This window comes from Pseudomonas sp. O230 (assembly GCF_045447035.1).
GTDB lineage: Bacteria > Pseudomonadota > Gammaproteobacteria > Pseudomonadales > Pseudomonadaceae > Aquipseudomonas.
Window position 1 is genome coordinate 110,208 of record NZ_JBJGXN010000002.1, and the last position, 16,226, is coordinate 126,433.

Annotated in this window: 15 protein-coding genes and 1 tRNA gene; 11 read left to right on the forward strand and 5 right to left on the reverse strand. The window is 60.7% G+C overall.

What is annotated here, in order from left to right:
- Positions 1–38: 38 nt before the first annotated feature.
- On the reverse strand, positions 39–2,054 hold the full coding sequence (uvrB, locus tag ACI77H_RS03820) for an excinuclease ABC subunit UvrB (RefSeq protein WP_407010429.1): 2,016 nt from the start codon (positions 2,052–2,054) through the stop codon (positions 39–41).
- A 338-nt stretch (positions 2,055–2,392) separates the two neighbouring features.
- Here uvrB and ACI77H_RS03825 point away from each other — a divergent pair, with 338 nt between their 5' ends.
- Both ACI77H_RS03825 and ACI77H_RS03830 read left to right on the forward strand, forming a co-directional pair.
- On the forward strand, positions 2,393–3,589 hold the full coding sequence (locus ACI77H_RS03825; RefSeq protein ID WP_407010430.1) for an amino acid aminotransferase: 1,197 nt from the start codon (positions 2,393–2,395) through the stop codon (positions 3,587–3,589).
- Between the two features lie 235 nt (positions 3,590–3,824).
- Complete coding sequence (locus ACI77H_RS03830) at positions 3,825–4,025, forward strand: hypothetical protein (protein WP_407010431.1); 201 nt, start codon at positions 3,825–3,827, stop codon at positions 4,023–4,025.
- Here the strand turns inward: ACI77H_RS03830 and ACI77H_RS03835 are convergent.
- The gene (locus tag ACI77H_RS03835) at positions 4,022–4,252 is read right to left on the reverse strand and encodes a hypothetical protein (protein WP_008007186.1); all 231 of its coding nucleotides are present in this window, start codon (positions 4,250–4,252) and stop codon (positions 4,022–4,024) included. The two genes, ACI77H_RS03830 and ACI77H_RS03835, sit on opposite strands and share 4 nt — an antisense overlap.
- Positions 4,253–4,479: 227 nt before the next feature.
- On the opposite strand from ACI77H_RS03835, the gene ACI77H_RS03840 reads away from it, so the two are divergent.
- Positions 4,480–4,555, forward strand: a tRNA-Asn gene (locus ACI77H_RS03840).
- 152 nt (positions 4,556–4,707) lie between these two features.
- On the opposite strand, the gene ACI77H_RS03845 is transcribed toward ACI77H_RS03840, so the two are convergent.
- The 3 genes from ACI77H_RS03845 to ACI77H_RS03855 form a co-directional block, all read right to left on the reverse strand.
- Complete coding sequence (locus ACI77H_RS03845) at positions 4,708–5,703, reverse strand: AraC family transcriptional regulator (protein ID WP_407010433.1); 996 nt, start codon at positions 5,701–5,703, stop codon at positions 4,708–4,710.
- 1 nt (position 5,704) lies between these two features.
- Positions 5,705–6,718: an AraC family transcriptional regulator gene (locus ACI77H_RS03850; RefSeq protein ID WP_191623708.1), complete on the reverse strand. Its 1,014-nt coding sequence runs from the start codon at positions 6,716–6,718 to the stop codon at positions 5,705–5,707.
- A gap of 259 nt (positions 6,719–6,977) precedes the next feature.
- Positions 6,978–8,228, reverse strand: a complete 1,251-nt coding sequence (locus ACI77H_RS03855; protein ID WP_407010435.1) for an OprD family porin — start codon at positions 8,226–8,228, stop codon at positions 6,978–6,980.
- Positions 8,229–8,586: 358 nt separating this feature from the next.
- Here ACI77H_RS03855 and antA point away from each other — a divergent pair, with 358 nt between their 5' ends.
- From antA to ACI77H_RS03895, 8 genes are all read left to right on the forward strand, one after another.
- The gene (gene antA, locus ACI77H_RS03860) at positions 8,587–9,990 is read left to right on the forward strand and encodes an anthranilate 1,2-dioxygenase large subunit (protein ID WP_407010436.1); all 1,404 of its coding nucleotides are present in this window, start codon (positions 8,587–8,589) and stop codon (positions 9,988–9,990) included.
- A gap of 2 nt (positions 9,991–9,992) precedes the next feature.
- Entirely contained in the window at positions 9,993–10,484 is a 492-nt protein-coding gene (gene antB / locus ACI77H_RS03865) for an anthranilate 1,2-dioxygenase small subunit (RefSeq protein ID WP_407010437.1), read from the forward strand.
- A 19-nt stretch (positions 10,485–10,503) separates the two neighbouring features.
- On the forward strand, positions 10,504–11,526 hold the full coding sequence (gene antC / locus ACI77H_RS03870) for an anthranilate 1,2-dioxygenase electron transfer component AntC (RefSeq protein WP_407010438.1): 1,023 nt from the start codon (positions 10,504–10,506) through the stop codon (positions 11,524–11,526).
- Between the two features lie 104 nt (positions 11,527–11,630).
- Positions 11,631–12,791: an ABC transporter substrate-binding protein gene (locus ACI77H_RS03875; RefSeq protein ID WP_407010439.1), complete on the forward strand. Its 1,161-nt coding sequence runs from the start codon at positions 11,631–11,633 to the stop codon at positions 12,789–12,791.
- Between the two features lie 66 nt (positions 12,792–12,857).
- Positions 12,858–13,769 carry a branched-chain amino acid ABC transporter permease gene (locus ACI77H_RS03880; RefSeq protein WP_150631563.1) on the forward strand — a complete coding sequence of 304 codons (912 nt, stop codon included), beginning with the start codon at positions 12,858–12,860 and terminating at the stop codon, positions 13,767–13,769.
- Positions 13,770–13,779: 10 nt separating this feature from the next.
- On the forward strand, positions 13,780–14,796 hold the full coding sequence (locus ACI77H_RS03885) for a branched-chain amino acid ABC transporter permease (RefSeq protein ID WP_407010441.1): 1,017 nt from the start codon (positions 13,780–13,782) through the stop codon (positions 14,794–14,796).
- Entirely contained in the window at positions 14,793–15,542 is a 750-nt protein-coding gene (locus tag ACI77H_RS03890) for an ABC transporter ATP-binding protein (protein ID WP_407010443.1), read from the forward strand. The genes ACI77H_RS03885 and ACI77H_RS03890 overlap by 4 nt, the downstream gene beginning before the upstream one ends.
- On the forward strand, positions 15,535–16,221 hold the full coding sequence (locus ACI77H_RS03895; protein ID WP_150631566.1) for an ABC transporter ATP-binding protein: 687 nt from the start codon (positions 15,535–15,537) through the stop codon (positions 16,219–16,221). Before ACI77H_RS03890 ends, ACI77H_RS03895 begins: the two co-directional genes overlap by 8 nt.
- The last annotated feature ends 5 nt before the right edge of the window (positions 16,222–16,226 follow it).

Consider the following 16,226-nt stretch of genomic DNA (forward strand, 5'->3'; position numbering starts at 1 on the left):
GGCTTGCCCGCGATGAGGCCGGCACAACCACCGCAAAATCAGACCGCAATCAACCGATCCCGCAGCTTGGTAATCTCATCGCGCATCTGCGCCGCCGCTTCGAATTCCAGGTCGCGAGCCAAGGCGTACATCTTCTCTTCCAAGGCTTTGATGCGCTTGGCGACCTCTCCCGGCGAACGCAATTCCGCTTCGTACTTGGCGCTTTCCTCGGCGGCTTTGGCCATGCCTTTGCGCTTCTTGCTGCGCGAGCCTGGCACGGTGGCGCCTTCCATGATGTCGGCAACGTCCTTGAACACACCCTTCGGGGTGATGCCGTTGGCCAGGTTGAAGGCGATCTGCTTGTCGCGCCGACGCTCGGTTTCACCGATGGCCCGCTCCATGGAACCGGTGATCCGGTCCGCATACAGAATCGCCCTACCGTTGAGGTTACGCGCCGCGCGCCCGATGGTCTGGATCAGCGAGCGTTCGGAACGCAGGAAGCCTTCTTTGTCCGCATCGAGAATCGCCACCAAGGACACTTCCGGCATGTCCAGACCTTCACGCAACAGGTTGATCCCCACCAGCACGTCAAACGTGCCGAGGCGCAAATCACGGATGATTTCCACGCGTTCCACGGTGTCGATGTCCGAGTGCAGATAACGCACGCGCACGCCGTGGTCGGCCAGGTAATCGGTCAAGTCTTCGGACATGCGCTTGGTCAGCGTGGTGACCAATACCCGCTCTTCGAGGGCGACACGCTTGCTGATTTCCGAGAGCAGGTCGTCGACCTGGGTCAGCGCCGGACGGATTTCGATTTGCGGGTCCACCAGCCCGGTCGGACGCACCAGTTGCTCGACCACGCGACCGGCGTGCTCCGCCTCGTAGTTGCCCGGCGTCGCCGAAACGAAAATCGTCTGCGGGCTGATGCTTTCGAACTCATCGAAGCGCATCGGCCGGTTGTCCAGCGCTGACGGCAGGCGGAAACCGTATTCCACCAGGGTTTCTTTACGCGAACGGTCGCCCTTATACATGGCGCCGACCTGCGGCACGCTGACGTGGGACTCGTCGATCACCAGCAAGGCATCGGCCGGCAAATAGTCAAATAACGTCGGTGGCGCCTGACCGGAATCGCGCCCCGACAGGTAGCGCGAGTAGTTTTCGATGCCGTTGCAGTAACCCAGCTCGAGGATCATCTCCAGGTCGAAACGCGTACGCTGTTCAAGGCGTTGCGCTTCCACCAGTTTGTTGTTGGAGCGCAGGTATTCCAGACGTTCCTGCAACTCGACCTTGATCCCCTCGATGGCGCCGAGCAGGGTTTCTCGCGGCGTCACGTAGTGGCTTTTCGGGTAGAACGTAAAACGCGGCAGCTTGCGGATCACCTCACCGGTCAGCGGATCGAACGCCGACAGGCTCTCGACTTCGTCGTCGAACAGCTCGATGCGGATCGCTTCGAAATCGGATTCTGCCGGGTGAATGTCGATCACATCGCCGCGCACGCGGAAGGTCGCGCGGGCAAAATCCATGTCGTTACGGGTGTACTGCAAATCGGCGAGACGGCGCAGCAAGGCACGCTGATCGAGCTTGTCGCCGCGATCCACGTGCAGCACCATTTTCAAATAGGTTTCCGGACTGCCCAGACCGTAGATACACGACACGGTGGTGACGATGATCGCGTCCTTGCGCTCCAGCAACGCCTTGGTCGCCGAGAGTCGCATCTGCTCGATGTGGTCGTTGATCGAGGCATCTTTCTCGATGAAGGTGTCCGACGACGGTACGTAGGCTTCAGGCTGGTAGTAGTCGTAGTAGGAAACGAAGTATTCAACGGCATTGTTCGGGAAGAACGCCTTGAACTCGCCGTACAACTGCGCGGCCAGGGTCTTGTTCGGCGCCAGCACCAGGGTCGGGCGCTGCACCTGGGCGATGACGTTGGCGATGCTGAAGGTCTTGCCCGAACCGGTCACACCGAGCAACGTCTGGTGCGCCAGGCCGGCTTCGATGCCCTCGACCATCAGGCGGATGGCTTCCGGCTGGTCGCCGGCGGGCTCGAAGCGGGTGACTAGCTGGAATTCAGACATGAAATACCTCTGGGTTCACCCGTGCGCGGTCAAACCGGACAGGAACGAGAAAGACCGCAAACGACCGAGGTCGCCCGAGGAAAAAACTGGATTGTGCTCAATGTGGAGTCGATTGCCTTCGCTTTCAAGGCAAACGTCCTACATCCCTTACAGTCTTTGACGCGATCAATCGACTAACGGTCGAAAAATAATCGGAAAAACTTACGGTAAAAGCCGAATCGGCTGTCGCCATCAATCGCGGATGACCTCTATACTAGCTCCCCGTTTGTGCACCGCTCTAGTGCATTCGGCTGGAGCGCGACACGTCCCTCCACATTCCATTCAGAGCCGCCGCAAAAATGAGCCTGTTCTCCGCTGTCGAAATGGCACCACGCGATCCAATCCTGGGCCTCAACGAAGCATTCAACGCCGATACCCGTACCAATAAGGTCAACCTGGGGGTCGGTGTTTACTGCAACGAGGAGGGGCGAATTCCACTCCTGCGCGCCGTTGTCGAAGCCGAGACGATTCGCGTCGCTCAACACGCTTCCCGTGGCTACTTGCCAATCGACGGCATCGCCGCCTACGACCAGGCCGTGCAAAAACTGCTGTTTGGCAATGACTCGCCACTGATCGCTTCCGGCCGCGTCCTCACCACCCAAGCCGTTGGCGGTACTGGCGCGCTGAAAATCGGTGCCGATTTCCTCAAGCAACTGCTGCCGAACGCCGTCGTGGCGATCAGCGACCCGAGCTGGGAAAACCACCGCGCGCTGTTCGAAACAGCCGGTTTCCCGGTGCAGAACTATCGTTACTACGACGCCGCGACCCACGACGTTAACCGCGCAGGCCTGCTGGAAGACCTCAACGCCCTGCCGAACGGCTCGATCGTTGTGTTGCACGCCTGCTGCCACAACCCGACCGGCGTGGACCTGAGCCCGGCGGACTGGAACAACGTGCTGGAAGCCGTGAAGGCCAAGGGTCACGTACCGTTCCTCGACATGGCGTACCAGGGCTTTGGCGATGGCATCGACGAAGACGCCGCCGCCGTGCGTCTGTTCGCTGAATCGGGCCTGACCTTCTTCGTTTCCAGCTCGTTCTCCAAATCCTTCTCGCTGTACGGCGAGCGCGTTGGCGCCCTGTCGATCGTCAGCGAATCGAAAGAAGAAAGCGCGCGCGTGCTGTCGCAAGTCAAACGCGTGATCCGCACCAACTACTCCAACCCGCCAACCCACGGTGCAAGCATCGTCGCCGCTGTGTTGAACAGCCCGGAGCTGCGCGCTCAGTGGGAAGAAGAACTGGCCGAAATGCGTCTGCGGATTCGTGGCATGCGCACCCAGATGGTTGACCTGCTGGCGAAACAGGCTCCGCAGCGCGACTTCAGCTTCGTGGGCCGTCAGCGTGGCATGTTCTCCTACTCCGGCCTGACGGTTGAGCAAGTCACCCGTCTGCGCAACGAGTTCGGTATCTACGCCCTGGACACCGGCCGCATCTGCGTCGCTGCATTGAACCAGAGCAACATCGATGTCGTAACCAAGGCCATCGTTGCGGTGATCTGAGTCGTCGAGCGGTAAAAAAACGGGAAGCCCTTGGGCTTCCCGTTTTTTATTTGTCTCAGATAATTCTCAACCCACCAACCAAGCCCTCTAGACTGCACACATCTACTTTGTAGGAGCCAGCTTGCTGGCGATGGCGTCCGTCCCGTCAATAAACAGGTTGGCTGACCCACCGCTATCGCCGGCAAGCCGGCTCCTACAGGGGTTGTGTACACCACCGAATTTGATGTGAGCCGATATGAAAAACGATGATTTGCGCGCTGACCGCGATGAGCTGGACCACTTTGTGCCCCGCCCCCCAGCCAAACGCGGCAACAACCTGGTGCTGCAAGTCGCGGCTGGCGTATTTCTTGGCGGTCTGGCCTTGTGGCTGGTGCAACTGGGCGCGACGCTGCTTTACGCCAAACTGATGCTCGCCACCGTGACGTTCGGCGGTTAAGCCAGTTCGGTCGCGCGCTGGCTGGCCGCGTCGTCATAAGCGACGTACAGCGACTCGGCGACCTGGCTTTTGATGGCCTTGGTGCTTTCCAGGCCCAGGACAAAACCTTCGGCCTTGCCGCCAGCGCGATTCAATTCGTCAGCGGTGCTGGCCTGGGTGATGGCGTCGAACAGTTTTTCGGCGTGCGGACCGACCCCTTTGGGCAGGCTGATTTGAGCGATGCTCATACGGACACCTCGTTACTGCGAAGTGTGAAGGCTGGGTGATTCATGGCGCGTACCTTTTCGGCGAATGGCCGGCAGCGCGTGTAACCACTTCCGGGCGGCCATGGTAGACCTCTGGTGCGGTTCTGGTAACCGCCAATCACCGATAAACCGCCGTCCGTCCCGACGAATCGCTCAAGCTGCCAACAGGTGCTTGACTTCTCTTTTTGAATCAGTAACATAGGCGCCATTCCGCGATAGCTCAGTTGGTAGAGCAAGTGACTGTTAATCACTGGGTCCCTGGTTCGAGTCCAGGTCGTGGAGCCAGACATGGTTCGGAGAAGGCTTTCAAAATCTCTGAACATCAAAAACCCGCCTTATGGCGGGTTTTTCGTTTTGGCATTGCCGGCAAGTCCCGCAAGGTTGGCTAGCAGTCATTGAACCACGCCACCTGAGCCAGGCCGACCGCCTCACCCCCCTCATGCCTGAGACTTAATCGTCTGCTTCGGCAACTCTCCAAACCGCTGCCGATAGTAATTGGCAAACCGCCCCACATGCCCGAACCCGAACTCCAGCGCGACCTCAGTCACGCTAGTGTGCGGCCTCGCCAACAAGTACTCCCTGGCGGCTTCAAGCCGTAATCCGCGCAAGCGGTCCATCGGGCTTTGACCGTATTCGCGTTGGCATAAGGTGTTCAAGCTGCGAATGCTCACCCCGACAGCAACCGCCAGTTCAGCCAGGGAGATGCCTTGAGCAAGGTGTTCGCGCATGCAGGCGTCGATTCTTTGCAGTTGACGGGTGGGCTGCCGCGGCGAAGGCGACTCTTGTTGCGCAACGCCACAATGGCTGAGCAGAAACAGCGGCAGGCTTTGCTCCAGATGCTGTAACCAGCGAGATGGCCGTCCACTCGACTCGCCTTCGGGCAAGTGCTCCAGCAACTCGCTGACCAGACGAAACCAGCGCATCGCCAGTGGCCGTTCCAGACGGCTGACCGGCGCTAACGTGAAGTCCGATGGCAAGTCATCGGCCAGCGCATTCTGGCCGGCGTCGAGCAATGCCCGTGGCAGTTTGAGGATCAGTTGCTCGCAACCCTCCTCCCACACCACTCGAGCCTGCTTGCGCGGAGACAGGATCGCCACTTCTCCCGGGCTGACGGCATAGCCCATGCCGTCGGACTCAAGCGTGGCGCTGCCGCGCAGCGGCATCTGTACCAGCACGAAATCTTCAAATGGCTGCGGCCGGATTTCTACCTGGCCGCCGTAACGCAGCGCATACAGTTCGCAACTGGCGACCTGGCCGCGATAGAACGCCGTATCGACGCCGCCCCGCGGCCAGTCCAGCTCATGTTCCACCAGCGCTTGCCCCATCAAGTGCTGGGTTTCCTGCGCCGAGCGGCTGGTAAAGACCGGCTCGCGGCACATCAGCGATAAGTTCAGACCCACGCTGTTGGCAGTGGCTGCGTGGAAAGTCGCCATATCAAAGCGACCGGTTGCGACGGGCTTCGCTGCGCTGCAGAGTGGCGCTGGGCGTTTCGTTGAACAGCTTGCGGTACTCGCTGGCGAACCGGCCCAGATGCGAAAACCCCCAGCACATCGCGATCACGGAGATGTTGCGCACCGAGGCGTCTTCGAGGATTTCCTGGCGTACGGCGCCGAGGCGAAACTTTTTCAGGTAAGCCATGGGCGAGACGCCCATGTGCTTGCGAAAGCCTTCGAACAGTTTGAAGCGGGACACACCTGCCGCCGCCTCGATGTCTTCCAGGTGGATGTCTTCGCGAGCGTTGCTTTCTATGAAGTCCTTGGCGCGCACCAGGTAATACGGCAACTTGACGCCCAGTTGGTCACGCAGTTCGGCACTGTAGTTGTTGGGCTGGGAAAGGATGAGGCCCTTGATCAGCGCGCTTTCGATATCGCGGGTGAAGTACACCTGACTGAACAGGTCGTGGCCGCGCTCCAGCTCATCAATGTAGTAACGGGCCAGCCGCCACCAGGAGGCAGAGGCGCCGTTGACCGCGTCCATCACCGGCTCGAACTTCAGCGGCATTTCCAGCGGACGTTGCAGCATGCCCTCCAGTGTCTGGCGCATGGCCATGCGGGTGATCACCACGGAGATCTTGTGACAGTCACCGGCCATGCTCAGTGTCTGGGTTTCGTGCGGCGTTACGATCAGCCCCTGATCCTGATTGGAGTACAACCGACGGCCGTCCTTGACCAACTCCTGCTCGCCGCGAATCGGCAGGCTGAGGCTGTAGCAATTGAGGTGTTCGGCATCCTCGACGCCGATGGTCACGTCGGTACCGTATTCCATCCGACCCAAGGTCGTGGACATGGATTTGAACACATTGGCCTTGTGGTGAAACTGAATCCGGTTCGGCTGCGAGGTCTGCAGTTCGTGCGGCCCGCAAATGCCGGCCATCCACGCCCGGGCACCGGCCAGGTCGTAGCGATCTATGCGGATATCTCGAAACTGGACAACATTTGGTTCGGTCATGACAGCACACCCACGGCAATGGACATCGACACGCTCTTCGGCGCGTATTCTCATTGGATTTGCAAGGGCTATGCCCAGCCGGTGCGAACAGGCGAAATCCGCACTTTTCGGCTAGTAATCGGAAACTATCTGGATGTCGAACGCGTTGCGCGGCGTTGATGCGCACAGCAATGGTGCCAGGAGCGGGCGACGCAACGGGTAAAGCGCTACCCGAGGCGTCACTTCTGCGCGCAACCGTGTCCGATTTCAGGGCAGGACGTTACCAAAATTTCCAGGTGTAAGTCGTGATCAGGCGGTTTTCCACCCAGTCATTGCCGTGGCTGAATTTGGCGACGACATTGCCGGCCTCCACGCCCACGCCTTTGAGCGGACCGCTTTGCACCACGTAAGACAGCACAAGGTTGCGCTCCTGCTCCGCGGCCTGGCTGAGGTTGTCGCCACGGTCCACCGAACTGCCCTTCAAGTATCGGGTCATGAAACTCAGGCCCGGCAGCCCCATGGCGGCAAAGTCGTAGTCATAACGCAGTTGCCAGGATTTTTCGTTGGGCTTGATGAACGCCACCCGCGACCAGTTCACCAGGAACGGCTGCGGCACATAACCGCCCAGTGTCGGGAAGTTGCTGTCGCCGAGCATACGTTGGTATCCCACGCCGAATCGGTGACCGCCCTTTTTCAGCGATGTCATGGCGCCATAGGAACGGTTGTCAATGTCGCCGTAGAGAGCGTCGCCGTCTTCGCTGTTGTTGAAGTAACGCAGGTCGGTCTTCAGCGCATAGCCGTCGCCCAGGTCTGCCAGATGGGTGATGCCCAGGTAGTGCTGCTGGTAGATGTCTTCCAGTTGCGCGTAGAAGTAGCTACCGGTCAGCGACGGAGTGAAAGCATAGCTGGCCCCGGCGAGGTTGAGCCCGTCACTGCCGTGGCGCACACCCGAGCCGGTCTGCAGGTACAGTTTTTCGTAGTTGGAGGAGTTACGCGCACCGATCTGCGTCAGCCGCCCGGCGGTCAATGTCAGGCCGTCGATTTCCTTGGATTCGAGCAGGCCACCGCGATAGGTCGTGACCAACTGACGTGAGTCATCAATGATCACCACTGGCAGTAACGGCCGCAGTTCACCGACTTTCAGCTCGGTTTTCGAATAGCGCATTTTCAGCGTTGCCCCGCCACGGCCATATTCATCGGCCTGCTCCTGACGACTTCGGCTGTAAGGGATGATGGAGTCATCGCCGCGCCCGCCACCGCCGTCCAGTCTGTAGGCATATTGCACCTCTGCATCGAGGCCAAACTGCACCGGGCCTTCGGTATAGCCGGAGGCGAAACGCAGGTCGAACCCCTGAGTCCAACTGCCCACCCGCGAATGGGCCGGGTTGTCCTGCTTGAAATCCCGATCGATGTAAAAGTTGCGGGTACCCAGCGTCAGCCGGCTGTCAGAGACCACATCGGCCTGTGCCAATAATGGCGTCAACAAGCCAAATGTTTGAATCCCTCGAACTAACCACGTTTTATGCAACATATTATTTTTCCCCCTGCCGCGTTTAGAGCAACATATGAATAGAAGGCACTTCTGATTAAAACCAGGGCCATGAGCAATGGCAGTTTCCAGTGACCTGCAGCGAGACACTCTGGTGGTGCTTCGATTGAAATTAAGCCGCAACAAGTTCGTCAGCGGCTATCCCGTTACTGGAAGACAATTAGCCGTTTGCTCAGCCTTAACACACGACAAGACCCAGTGTTTACTGGTTTAAACTGCCAGAAGCCAGGAATCAGGGCTTATTTTCCGGATGGCTTTCCACTAATAAGCGGATAGACCCTGTCCGCCGCCACGTCATTTAATGGAAGCGTGAATTAGCCCATTGGCCGAGGACTGGGATATGACAACTGCACGAAGTATCGAACAGTGGAAAAGTTATATAGAAAGTTGCCTGGACTTCCGCCCGGAAGACGGTGTTTATCGCATCGCCCGCGATATGTTTACCGACCCGGACTTGTTCGATCTGGAAATGGAACTGATTTTCGAGAAGAACTGGATTTATGCCTGCCACGAAAGCGAGATCGCCAATAATCACGATTTCATGACGATGCGTGCCGGCCGCCAGCCGCTGATCATCACCCGCGACGGCGAAGGTCGTCTCAACGCCCTGATCAACGCCTGCCAGCACCGCGGCACCACCCTTACCCGTGTCGCCAAGGGCAACCAGTCAACCTTTACGTGCCCCTTCCACGCCTGGTGCTACAAAAGCGACGGCCGGCTGGTAAAGGTCAAAGCGCCGGGCGAATACCCCGAAGGCTTCGACAAGGCCACCCGCGGCCTGAAAAAGGCCCGTATCGAAAGCTACAACGGCTTCGTGTTCGTCAGCCTCGACGTGGAGGGCACCGACACTCTGGAAGACTTCCTCGGTGACGCCAGGGTGTTCTTCGACATGATGGTGGCGCAGTCACCTACCGGGCAGCTCGAAGTGCTGCCGGGCAAGTCGGCTTACACCTACGACGGCAACTGGAAACTGCAAAACGAGAACGGCCTGGACGGTTACCACGTCAGCACCGTCCACTACAACTACGTGGCCACGGTGCAACACCGCCAACAGGTCAACGCCGAGAAAGGCCTGACTTCCAGCGACACCCTGGACTACAGCAAGCTGGGGGCCGGCGACAAGGAAACCGACGACGGCTGGTTCGCTTTCCACAACGGCCACAGCCTTCTGTTCAGCGACATGCCCAACCCTGCCGTGCGCCCTGGCTACGCCACCATCATGCCGCGTCTGGTCAAGGAACACGGCCAAGGCAAAGCCGAATGGATGATGCATCGCCTGCGCAATCTGAACGTCTACCCGAGCATGTTCTTCCTCGACCAGATCAGCTCGCAGCTGCGCATCATCCGCCCGTTGGCCTGGAACAAGACCGAGATCAACAGCTTCTGCCTGGGCGTGGTCGGCGAGTCGGACGCCGATCGGGAAAACCGCATTCGTCAGTTCGAAGACTTCTTCAACGTGTCCGGCATGGGCACCCCCGATGACCTGGTGGAGTTCCGTGAAGCGCAGCGTGGCTTCCAGGCCCGTCTGGAACGCTGGAGCGACATTTCCCGCGGCCAGGGCAAGTGGGTCGAAGGCGCCACCCGCAACAGCGAAACCATCGGCATCGCCCCGGCACTGACCGGCACCGAGTTCACCCATGAAGGCCTGTACGTCAACCAGCACGCCAACTGGCAGCGCTTTTTGCTCGAAGGCCTGGCGCGCAAGGCGGCCGAACAACAACCGTTGAAACTGCGTGAGGTGTGAACATGAATTCGCAACTGCAATACCGCGTCGAGCAATTTCTCTACCGCAACGCCGAGGCCTGCGATGCCCAGGACTGGGACACCTACCTGGCCATGTTCAGCGATGACAGCGAATTCCACCTGCCGCAATGGGATTCGGAGCACGTCTACACCACCGACCCGAAAAAAGGCATGTCCCTGATCTACTACCCCAACCGGGGTGGCCTGGAAGACCGGGTGTTCCGCATTCGTACCGGCAAGGCGGCATCGACCATCCCGATGCCGCGCACCCTGCACCTGATCAGCAACGTGCGAATCGCGCAGCTACCGGATGATGAGCTGGAGGTCCGCGTCAACTGGAGCACCCTGTACTACCGCATGCAAACCGCCGAGCAGTTCTTCGGCCGCGCCACCTACCGTCTGCGCCCCGACGGCGAGAGCTGGAAGATCGCCCGCAAACACGTAGTGCTGCTCAACGACACGATCAACTCCGTGCTCGATTTCTACCATCTCTGAACCCTGCGGATTAGCGCTCATGACGTACAAGGTCGCCTTCAGTTTCGCCGATGGCAAAACACTCTTCTGCAACGTGCAGAACAATGAAATCCTGCTCGACGCGGCCCTGCGCAGCGGAATCAAGATTCCGTTGGACTGTCGCGAAGGGGTTTGCGCGACCTGTCAGGGCCGCTGCGAATCCGGGCAGTACACTCAGGACTATGTGGACGATGAAGCACTGTCGGCCAGTGACTTGGCCGAGCGCAAGGTGCTGAGCTGCCAGACGCGCGTGCAGTCGGACGCCGCGTTCTACTTCGACTTCGATTCCAGTCTCTGCGGCAGCAGCGGCCCGAGCACTCTGCAAGGCACCGTGAGCGAGGTGCGACAGGTATCGCCGACCACCGCCATCGTGCATGTGGAAGTCGGTGCAGCGGGCGCGGCGCTCGACTACCTGCCGGGCCAGTACGCTCGTCTGCAGGTACCGGGCACCGAACATCGGCGCTCGTATTCCTTTGCCGGCGCGCCGGGCAGCAGCAACCTGCAGTTTCTCATTCGCTTGCTGCCCAGCGGCGTGATGACCGATTACGTGCGCGATCGTTGCCAGGTCGGTGATGTGATCCACATGGAAGCGCCGCTGGGTGCTTTCTACTTGCGTCATATCGACCGACCACTGGTGATGGTGGCCGGTGGCACCGGGCTGTCGGCGTTCCTGGGCATGCTCGACCAGATTGCCGACCAGCACGGCTGCGGCCATCCGGTGCATCTGTACTACGGCGTGCGCGAGGCCGCGGACCTGTGCGAGGTCTCGCGCATCGAGGCCTATGCCGCACGCATCCCCGGGTTCCGTTTCACGCCCGTGGTCAGCAATCCCAACCCCGACTGGCCGGGCAAGACCGGCTATATCGCCGATCACCTGGAGTTGGCCGAGCTGCGCGACCAGCCGTTCGATCTGTACCTGTGCGGCCCGCCGCCGATGGTCGAGTCGATCAAGGACTGGCGCCAGCAGCACGGCCTGGACCAAAGCCGCCTCTATCTGGAGAAGTTCACCGAAAGCAACAGCTGACGCAGCACCCCATAACAACAATCAATCGGCCCGACCGAACACTGAATCACTGCCCTCATCGATACCCACCGTGCGTTGGCACGACCTACTTCATAGGCCGCCTCATGAAAAACCTGGTATTGCGTGCATGTCTGGCAACCTCCCTCTGCGCAGCGATGGCTGCCCAGGCCGTGGAGCCTGTCCGAATCGGCTTCATCACCACCCTTTCCACCCCCGCCGGCTATCTGGGCGAAGACTCTCGAGACGGCTTCCAGCTGGCGATCGATCAGGAGGGCGGCAAGCTCGGCGGTGTGCCGGTGCAACTCATTGTGGAAGATGACGGACTGCAACCGGCCAAGGCCAAGCAGATCGCCGACCGCATGAGCCTGGACGGTATCTCGCTGTACACCGGGGTGATTTTTTCCAACGTGCTGGCGGCTGTGATCAACACCGCCACCAAGGACGGTTTCTACGTCAGCAACAACACCGCGCCCTCGACCCTGGCCGGTGAAAAGTGCATGGCCAACTACTTCGTCGCCTCCTACCAGAACGACACCCCGCACGAAATGGCCGGTGTCGCCGCCAACGAGCTGGGCTACAAGAAGATGGTGATTCTGGCGCCCAACTATCAGGGCGGCCGTGACGCACTGGCCGGTTTCAAGCGCACCTTCAAAGGCGAAGTGACCGAGATCTATACCAAGCTCAACCAGCTGGACTTCTCGGTGGAACTGGCGCGCGTGCGTGCGCTGACGCCGGATGCGATCTTCCAGTTTCACCCGGGCGGCGGCGGCATCAACTTCGCCAAGCAGTACGGCGGCTCGGGCCTGTCGGCGCAAATCCCGATGGTGGTGCCGGTGTTCTCCATGGATGAACGCATGCTCGCCGCCACCGGCGACGTGGCCAAGGGCACCAACATCGTCACCCTGTGGAACCCGCAATCGGACAACCCGGCCAACCAGGCCTTCGTCAAAGCCTTCACCGAGAAGTACAAGCGCGCCCCGACGGTGTATGCCGCCCAGACCTACGACACGGCACGGCTGATCGGCGCCGCCCTGAAGACCTCCCAGGGCAATCTGAAAGACCAGGCGGCCTTCCGCTCGGCCATGAAGAACGTCAAGTTCGATTCCATTCGCGGTGACTTCAGCTTCGCCCAGAACCAGCACCCGGTGATCGACTGGTACCTGCTGCAAGTGCAGGCCGGCGCCGATGGCAAGCTGATCGAAGTGCCGATCAAGACTCTGGCGACCCGCCACGTCGACAGCTACGCCGCTCAATGCGCGATCTGACCGGCACCTGAGCCCCCGTCCTCGCCCTGCAGAAACCTGCGGGGCGTTTTCATGAGGAACGCAGTCATGTTATTGCTCGAACAGATTCTCAACGGCCTGCAATACAGCGCCTTGCTGTTTCTGCTGGCCTCGGGCCTGACCCTGATTTTCGGCATCATGGGCGTGATCAACCTCGCCCACGGTGCCTTTTACATGGTCGGCGCTTTCTGTGCCGCCTACACCGCCATGGCGACCGGCTCGTTCTGGCTGGGCGGCCTGGCCGCGCTGATCGGCTCGGCCTGCTATGGCGCGCTGATTGAAACCTCGATCATGCGCCACCTCTACAAACGCGATCACCTGGATCAGGTGCTGGCGACGTTGGCCGTGGTGTTTTTCAGCAACGAATTGCTGACCCTGATTTTCGGTCGCAGCCCACCGGCGATGCCCACGCCCGAATGGTATTCAAGTTTCGTCCAAGTGCTGCCGGGGCTGATGTACCCGGTCAGCCGGCTGTTGTTCATCGTTGCAGGGCTGGTGGTGGCGGTCGGCATGTGGCTGCTGATCAACCACACGCGCCTGGGCATGCTGATTCGCGCGGGTGCCGACGACCATGAAATGGTCGGCGCGCTGGGCGTCAACATCGCCCGGCTGTACACCCTGGTGTTCGTCTTTGGCTGCATGCTGTGCGGCCTGGCCGGCTTCATGGCGGCACCGCTGCTGTCGGTGGAAATCGGCATGGGCGAGAAGATCCTGATCACCACCTTCGTGGTCATCGTCGTCGGCGGTGTCGGTTCGGTGCGCGGTGCGCTGGTCGGTGCCCTGCTGATCGGCATGGTCGACAGCCTGGGCCGTGCCTACATTCCGCCGCTGCTGGACCAACTGCTGCCCAGCGAAACCAGCGGCACCCTGAGCGCCGGGCTGATTTCCGCCAGCGCCTACATCGTCATGGCCCTGGTGCTGCTGGTGCGTCCGCGCGGCCTGCTGCCGGCCCGTGCCTGAGGAGAACGCTATGTCACCACGCCTTATCATTGACCTTGCGTGCCTGGCGACCTTTGCCTGCATGCCGCTGCTGGCCCACTGGTTGCACGAACCCTACCTGGTCAGCTTCTTCACCCGCCTTGCGATCTACGGCATGGCAGCCATCAGTCTGGACTTGCTGATCGGCTACGGCGCCATGGTCAGCTTCGGCCATGCCGCGTTCTTCGGACTCGGCGGTTACATCGTCGGCATCGTTGCCTTCCACACGTCGCAAGGCATGCCGCTGTGGGGCTGGGAAGGCAGCAACAACGCGCTGGTGGTGTGGCCTCTGGCCCTGCTGGTATGCGCGCTGCTGTCGTTGCTGGTGGGTTATCTGTCGCTGCGTACCAGCGGCGTGCAGTTCATCATGATCACCCTCGCGTTCGGCCAGATGCTCTACTTCGTGCTCGGCTCGCTGTCGCTGTACGGCGGTGACGACGGCATCCTGCTCAACGAGCGCAATACCCTCGGCGCACTGGATCTGGGCGACGCCAACCACTTCTACTACCTGTGCGTAGCATTGCTGACCGGTTGGTTGCTGCTGTGCCGGCGGCTGGTCAACTCGCGTTTCGGTTTTGTCCTGCGCGGGCTCAAGCAGAGCGAGCGGCGCAGCGTCAGCCTGGGCCTGAAACCCTTGCGCTATCGCCTGACGGCCTTTGTGATTGCCGGGACCGGCGGTGGCCTGGCGGGCATTCTGTGGGCCAACTACGCGCTGTTCGTCAGCCCCGACATGGGTGCCTGGCACAAGTCCGGTGAGTTGATGGCGATGGTGATCCTCGGCGGCGTCGGTACCCTGCTCGGCCCGTTGCTGGGCGCGGCCACCTACCTGGGCCTTGAACAAGTGCTGAGCCAGTGGACCGAACACTGGATGCTGATTTTCGGCCCGCTGTTGCTGCTGGTGGTGCTGTTCGGCAAGAAAGGCGTTTACGGCCTGCTGCTGAGCCTGTTGCAGCGCAAACCGAACGTCGTTGCCGTCAAATCGAACACCGCCGTGGAGGCACGCCCATGAGCGCAAAACTGTCGATTCAGGATTTGCACAAGGCCTTCGGTGCGGTGAAAGCCACCAACGGCGCCAGCCTGGAACTGGCGAATGGCGAGTTACACGCCATCATCGGCCCGAACGGCGCCGGCAAATCCACGCTGATCGCGCAGATCGCCGGGGAAATTTTCCCCGACCATGGCCAGATCCATCTCAACGGTCAGGACATCACCCGCGTACCCGCCTGGCAGCGGCCGCGCCTGGGATTGGCGCGGGCCTTCCAGGTCAGTCAGCTGTACACCGAGTTCACCTTGCTGGAGAACGTCGCGCTGGCTATCGCCGCTCGTGAGGGCAAGGCGTTCGGCATGTGGCGTCCGCTGAGCCGCGACACCCGCCTGCTGGAACCGGCGCTGGGCTACTTGCAGCAAGTGGGCCTGGGCGCACGCGCACAAGACCCGGTCCACGAGCTTTCCCATGGCGAACGGCGGCAACTGGAGATCGCACTGGCACTGGCTCAGGAAGCCTCGGTGCTGTTGCTCGATGAGCCGATGGCCGGGATGGGCGCCGACGAATCCGCACGCATGACCGAGCTGCTGCACAGCCTCAAGGGCCGCTACGCAATCCTGCTGGTTGAACATGACATGGACGCGGTATTCGCCCTCGCCGACCGTATCACGGTACTGGTTTACGGTCAGACGGTGCTGACCGGCAGCGTCGAACAAGTGCGCAACGACCCGCAAGTGCGGGCCGCCTACCTGGGAGAAGAACATGCTTGAAGTTCAAGGCTTGAAAGCGGGCTATGGCTTGAGCCAGGTGTTGTTCGACATGCACCTGAGCATCGAGCAGGGCCAGGTGGTGTCATTGATCGGCCGCAACGGCATGGGCAAGACCACCACGGTCAAATCGATCATGGGGTTGCTCAAGCCCAGTGCCGGCAGCATCCGCATCAACGGCACGGAAATGCGCGGTGCTGCGCCCTATCGCATCGCCAAGGCCGGCCTGGGACTGGTGCCGGAGGGCCGCCGCGCCTTCGGCACCTTGAGTGTGCGGGAAAATCTGCTGGCCACCGCCACGCGGGGCAAATGGGATTTGGCGCGTGTCTACGAACTGTTCCCGCGCTTGCTGGAGCGCCAGGACCAGCTGTCTCGCACCCTGTCGGGCGGCGAGCAGCAGATGCTGGTGGTGGGCCGCGCGCTGCTGACCAACCCCAGCCTGTTGATTCTCGACGAAGCCACTGAAGGCCTGGCCCCCATCATCCGCGAGCAGATCTGGCGTTGCCTGGCCACCCTCAAGGCCGAGGGTGAGACGATTCTGGTGATCGACAAAAACCTCAAGGAAATGGCACGGGTCGTCGACCGTCATCACATCATTGAAAAAGGGCGACAGGTCTGGGATGGCACCCCTGTGGAACTCGCAGCTCAACCAGAACTGTCGCAACGCTACCTGGGAGTGTGAGCAGC

What these genes read in the sequence shown, in the direction of transcription:
- uvrB (WP_407010429.1), bottom strand. Translation starts at nt 2,054, where the DNA reads ATGTCTGAATTCCAGCTAGTCACCCGCTTCGAGCCCGCCGGCGACCAG.
- ACI77H_RS03825 (WP_407010430.1), top strand. Translation starts at nt 2,393, where the DNA reads ATGAGCCTGTTCTCCGCTGTCGAAATGGCACCACGCGATCCAATCCTG.
- ACI77H_RS03830 (WP_407010431.1), top strand. Translation starts at nt 3,825, where the DNA reads ATGAAAAACGATGATTTGCGCGCTGACCGCGATGAGCTGGACCACTTT.
- ACI77H_RS03835 (WP_008007186.1), bottom strand. Translation starts at nt 4,252, where the DNA reads ATGAGCATCGCTCAAATCAGCCTGCCCAAAGGGGTCGGTCCGCACGCC.
- ACI77H_RS03845 (WP_407010433.1), bottom strand. Translation starts at nt 5,703, where the DNA reads ATGGCGACTTTCCACGCAGCCACTGCCAACAGCGTGGGTCTGAACTTA.
- ACI77H_RS03850 (WP_191623708.1), bottom strand. Translation starts at nt 6,718, where the DNA reads ATGACCGAACCAAATGTTGTCCAGTTTCGAGATATCCGCATAGATCGC.
- ACI77H_RS03855 (WP_407010435.1), bottom strand. Translation starts at nt 8,228, where the DNA reads ATGTTGCATAAAACGTGGTTAGTTCGAGGGATTCAAACATTTGGCTTG.
- antA (WP_407010436.1), top strand. Translation starts at nt 8,587, where the DNA reads ATGACAACTGCACGAAGTATCGAACAGTGGAAAAGTTATATAGAAAGT.
- antB (WP_407010437.1), top strand. Translation starts at nt 9,993, where the DNA reads ATGAATTCGCAACTGCAATACCGCGTCGAGCAATTTCTCTACCGCAAC.
- antC (WP_407010438.1), top strand. Translation starts at nt 10,504, where the DNA reads ATGACGTACAAGGTCGCCTTCAGTTTCGCCGATGGCAAAACACTCTTC.
- ACI77H_RS03875 (WP_407010439.1), top strand. Translation starts at nt 11,631, where the DNA reads ATGAAAAACCTGGTATTGCGTGCATGTCTGGCAACCTCCCTCTGCGCA.
- ACI77H_RS03880 (WP_150631563.1), top strand. Translation starts at nt 12,858, where the DNA reads ATGTTATTGCTCGAACAGATTCTCAACGGCCTGCAATACAGCGCCTTG.
- ACI77H_RS03885 (WP_407010441.1), top strand. Translation starts at nt 13,780, where the DNA reads ATGTCACCACGCCTTATCATTGACCTTGCGTGCCTGGCGACCTTTGCC.
- ACI77H_RS03890 (WP_407010443.1), top strand. Translation starts at nt 14,793, where the DNA reads ATGAGCGCAAAACTGTCGATTCAGGATTTGCACAAGGCCTTCGGTGCG.
- ACI77H_RS03895 (WP_150631566.1), top strand. Translation starts at nt 15,535, where the DNA reads ATGCTTGAAGTTCAAGGCTTGAAAGCGGGCTATGGCTTGAGCCAGGTG.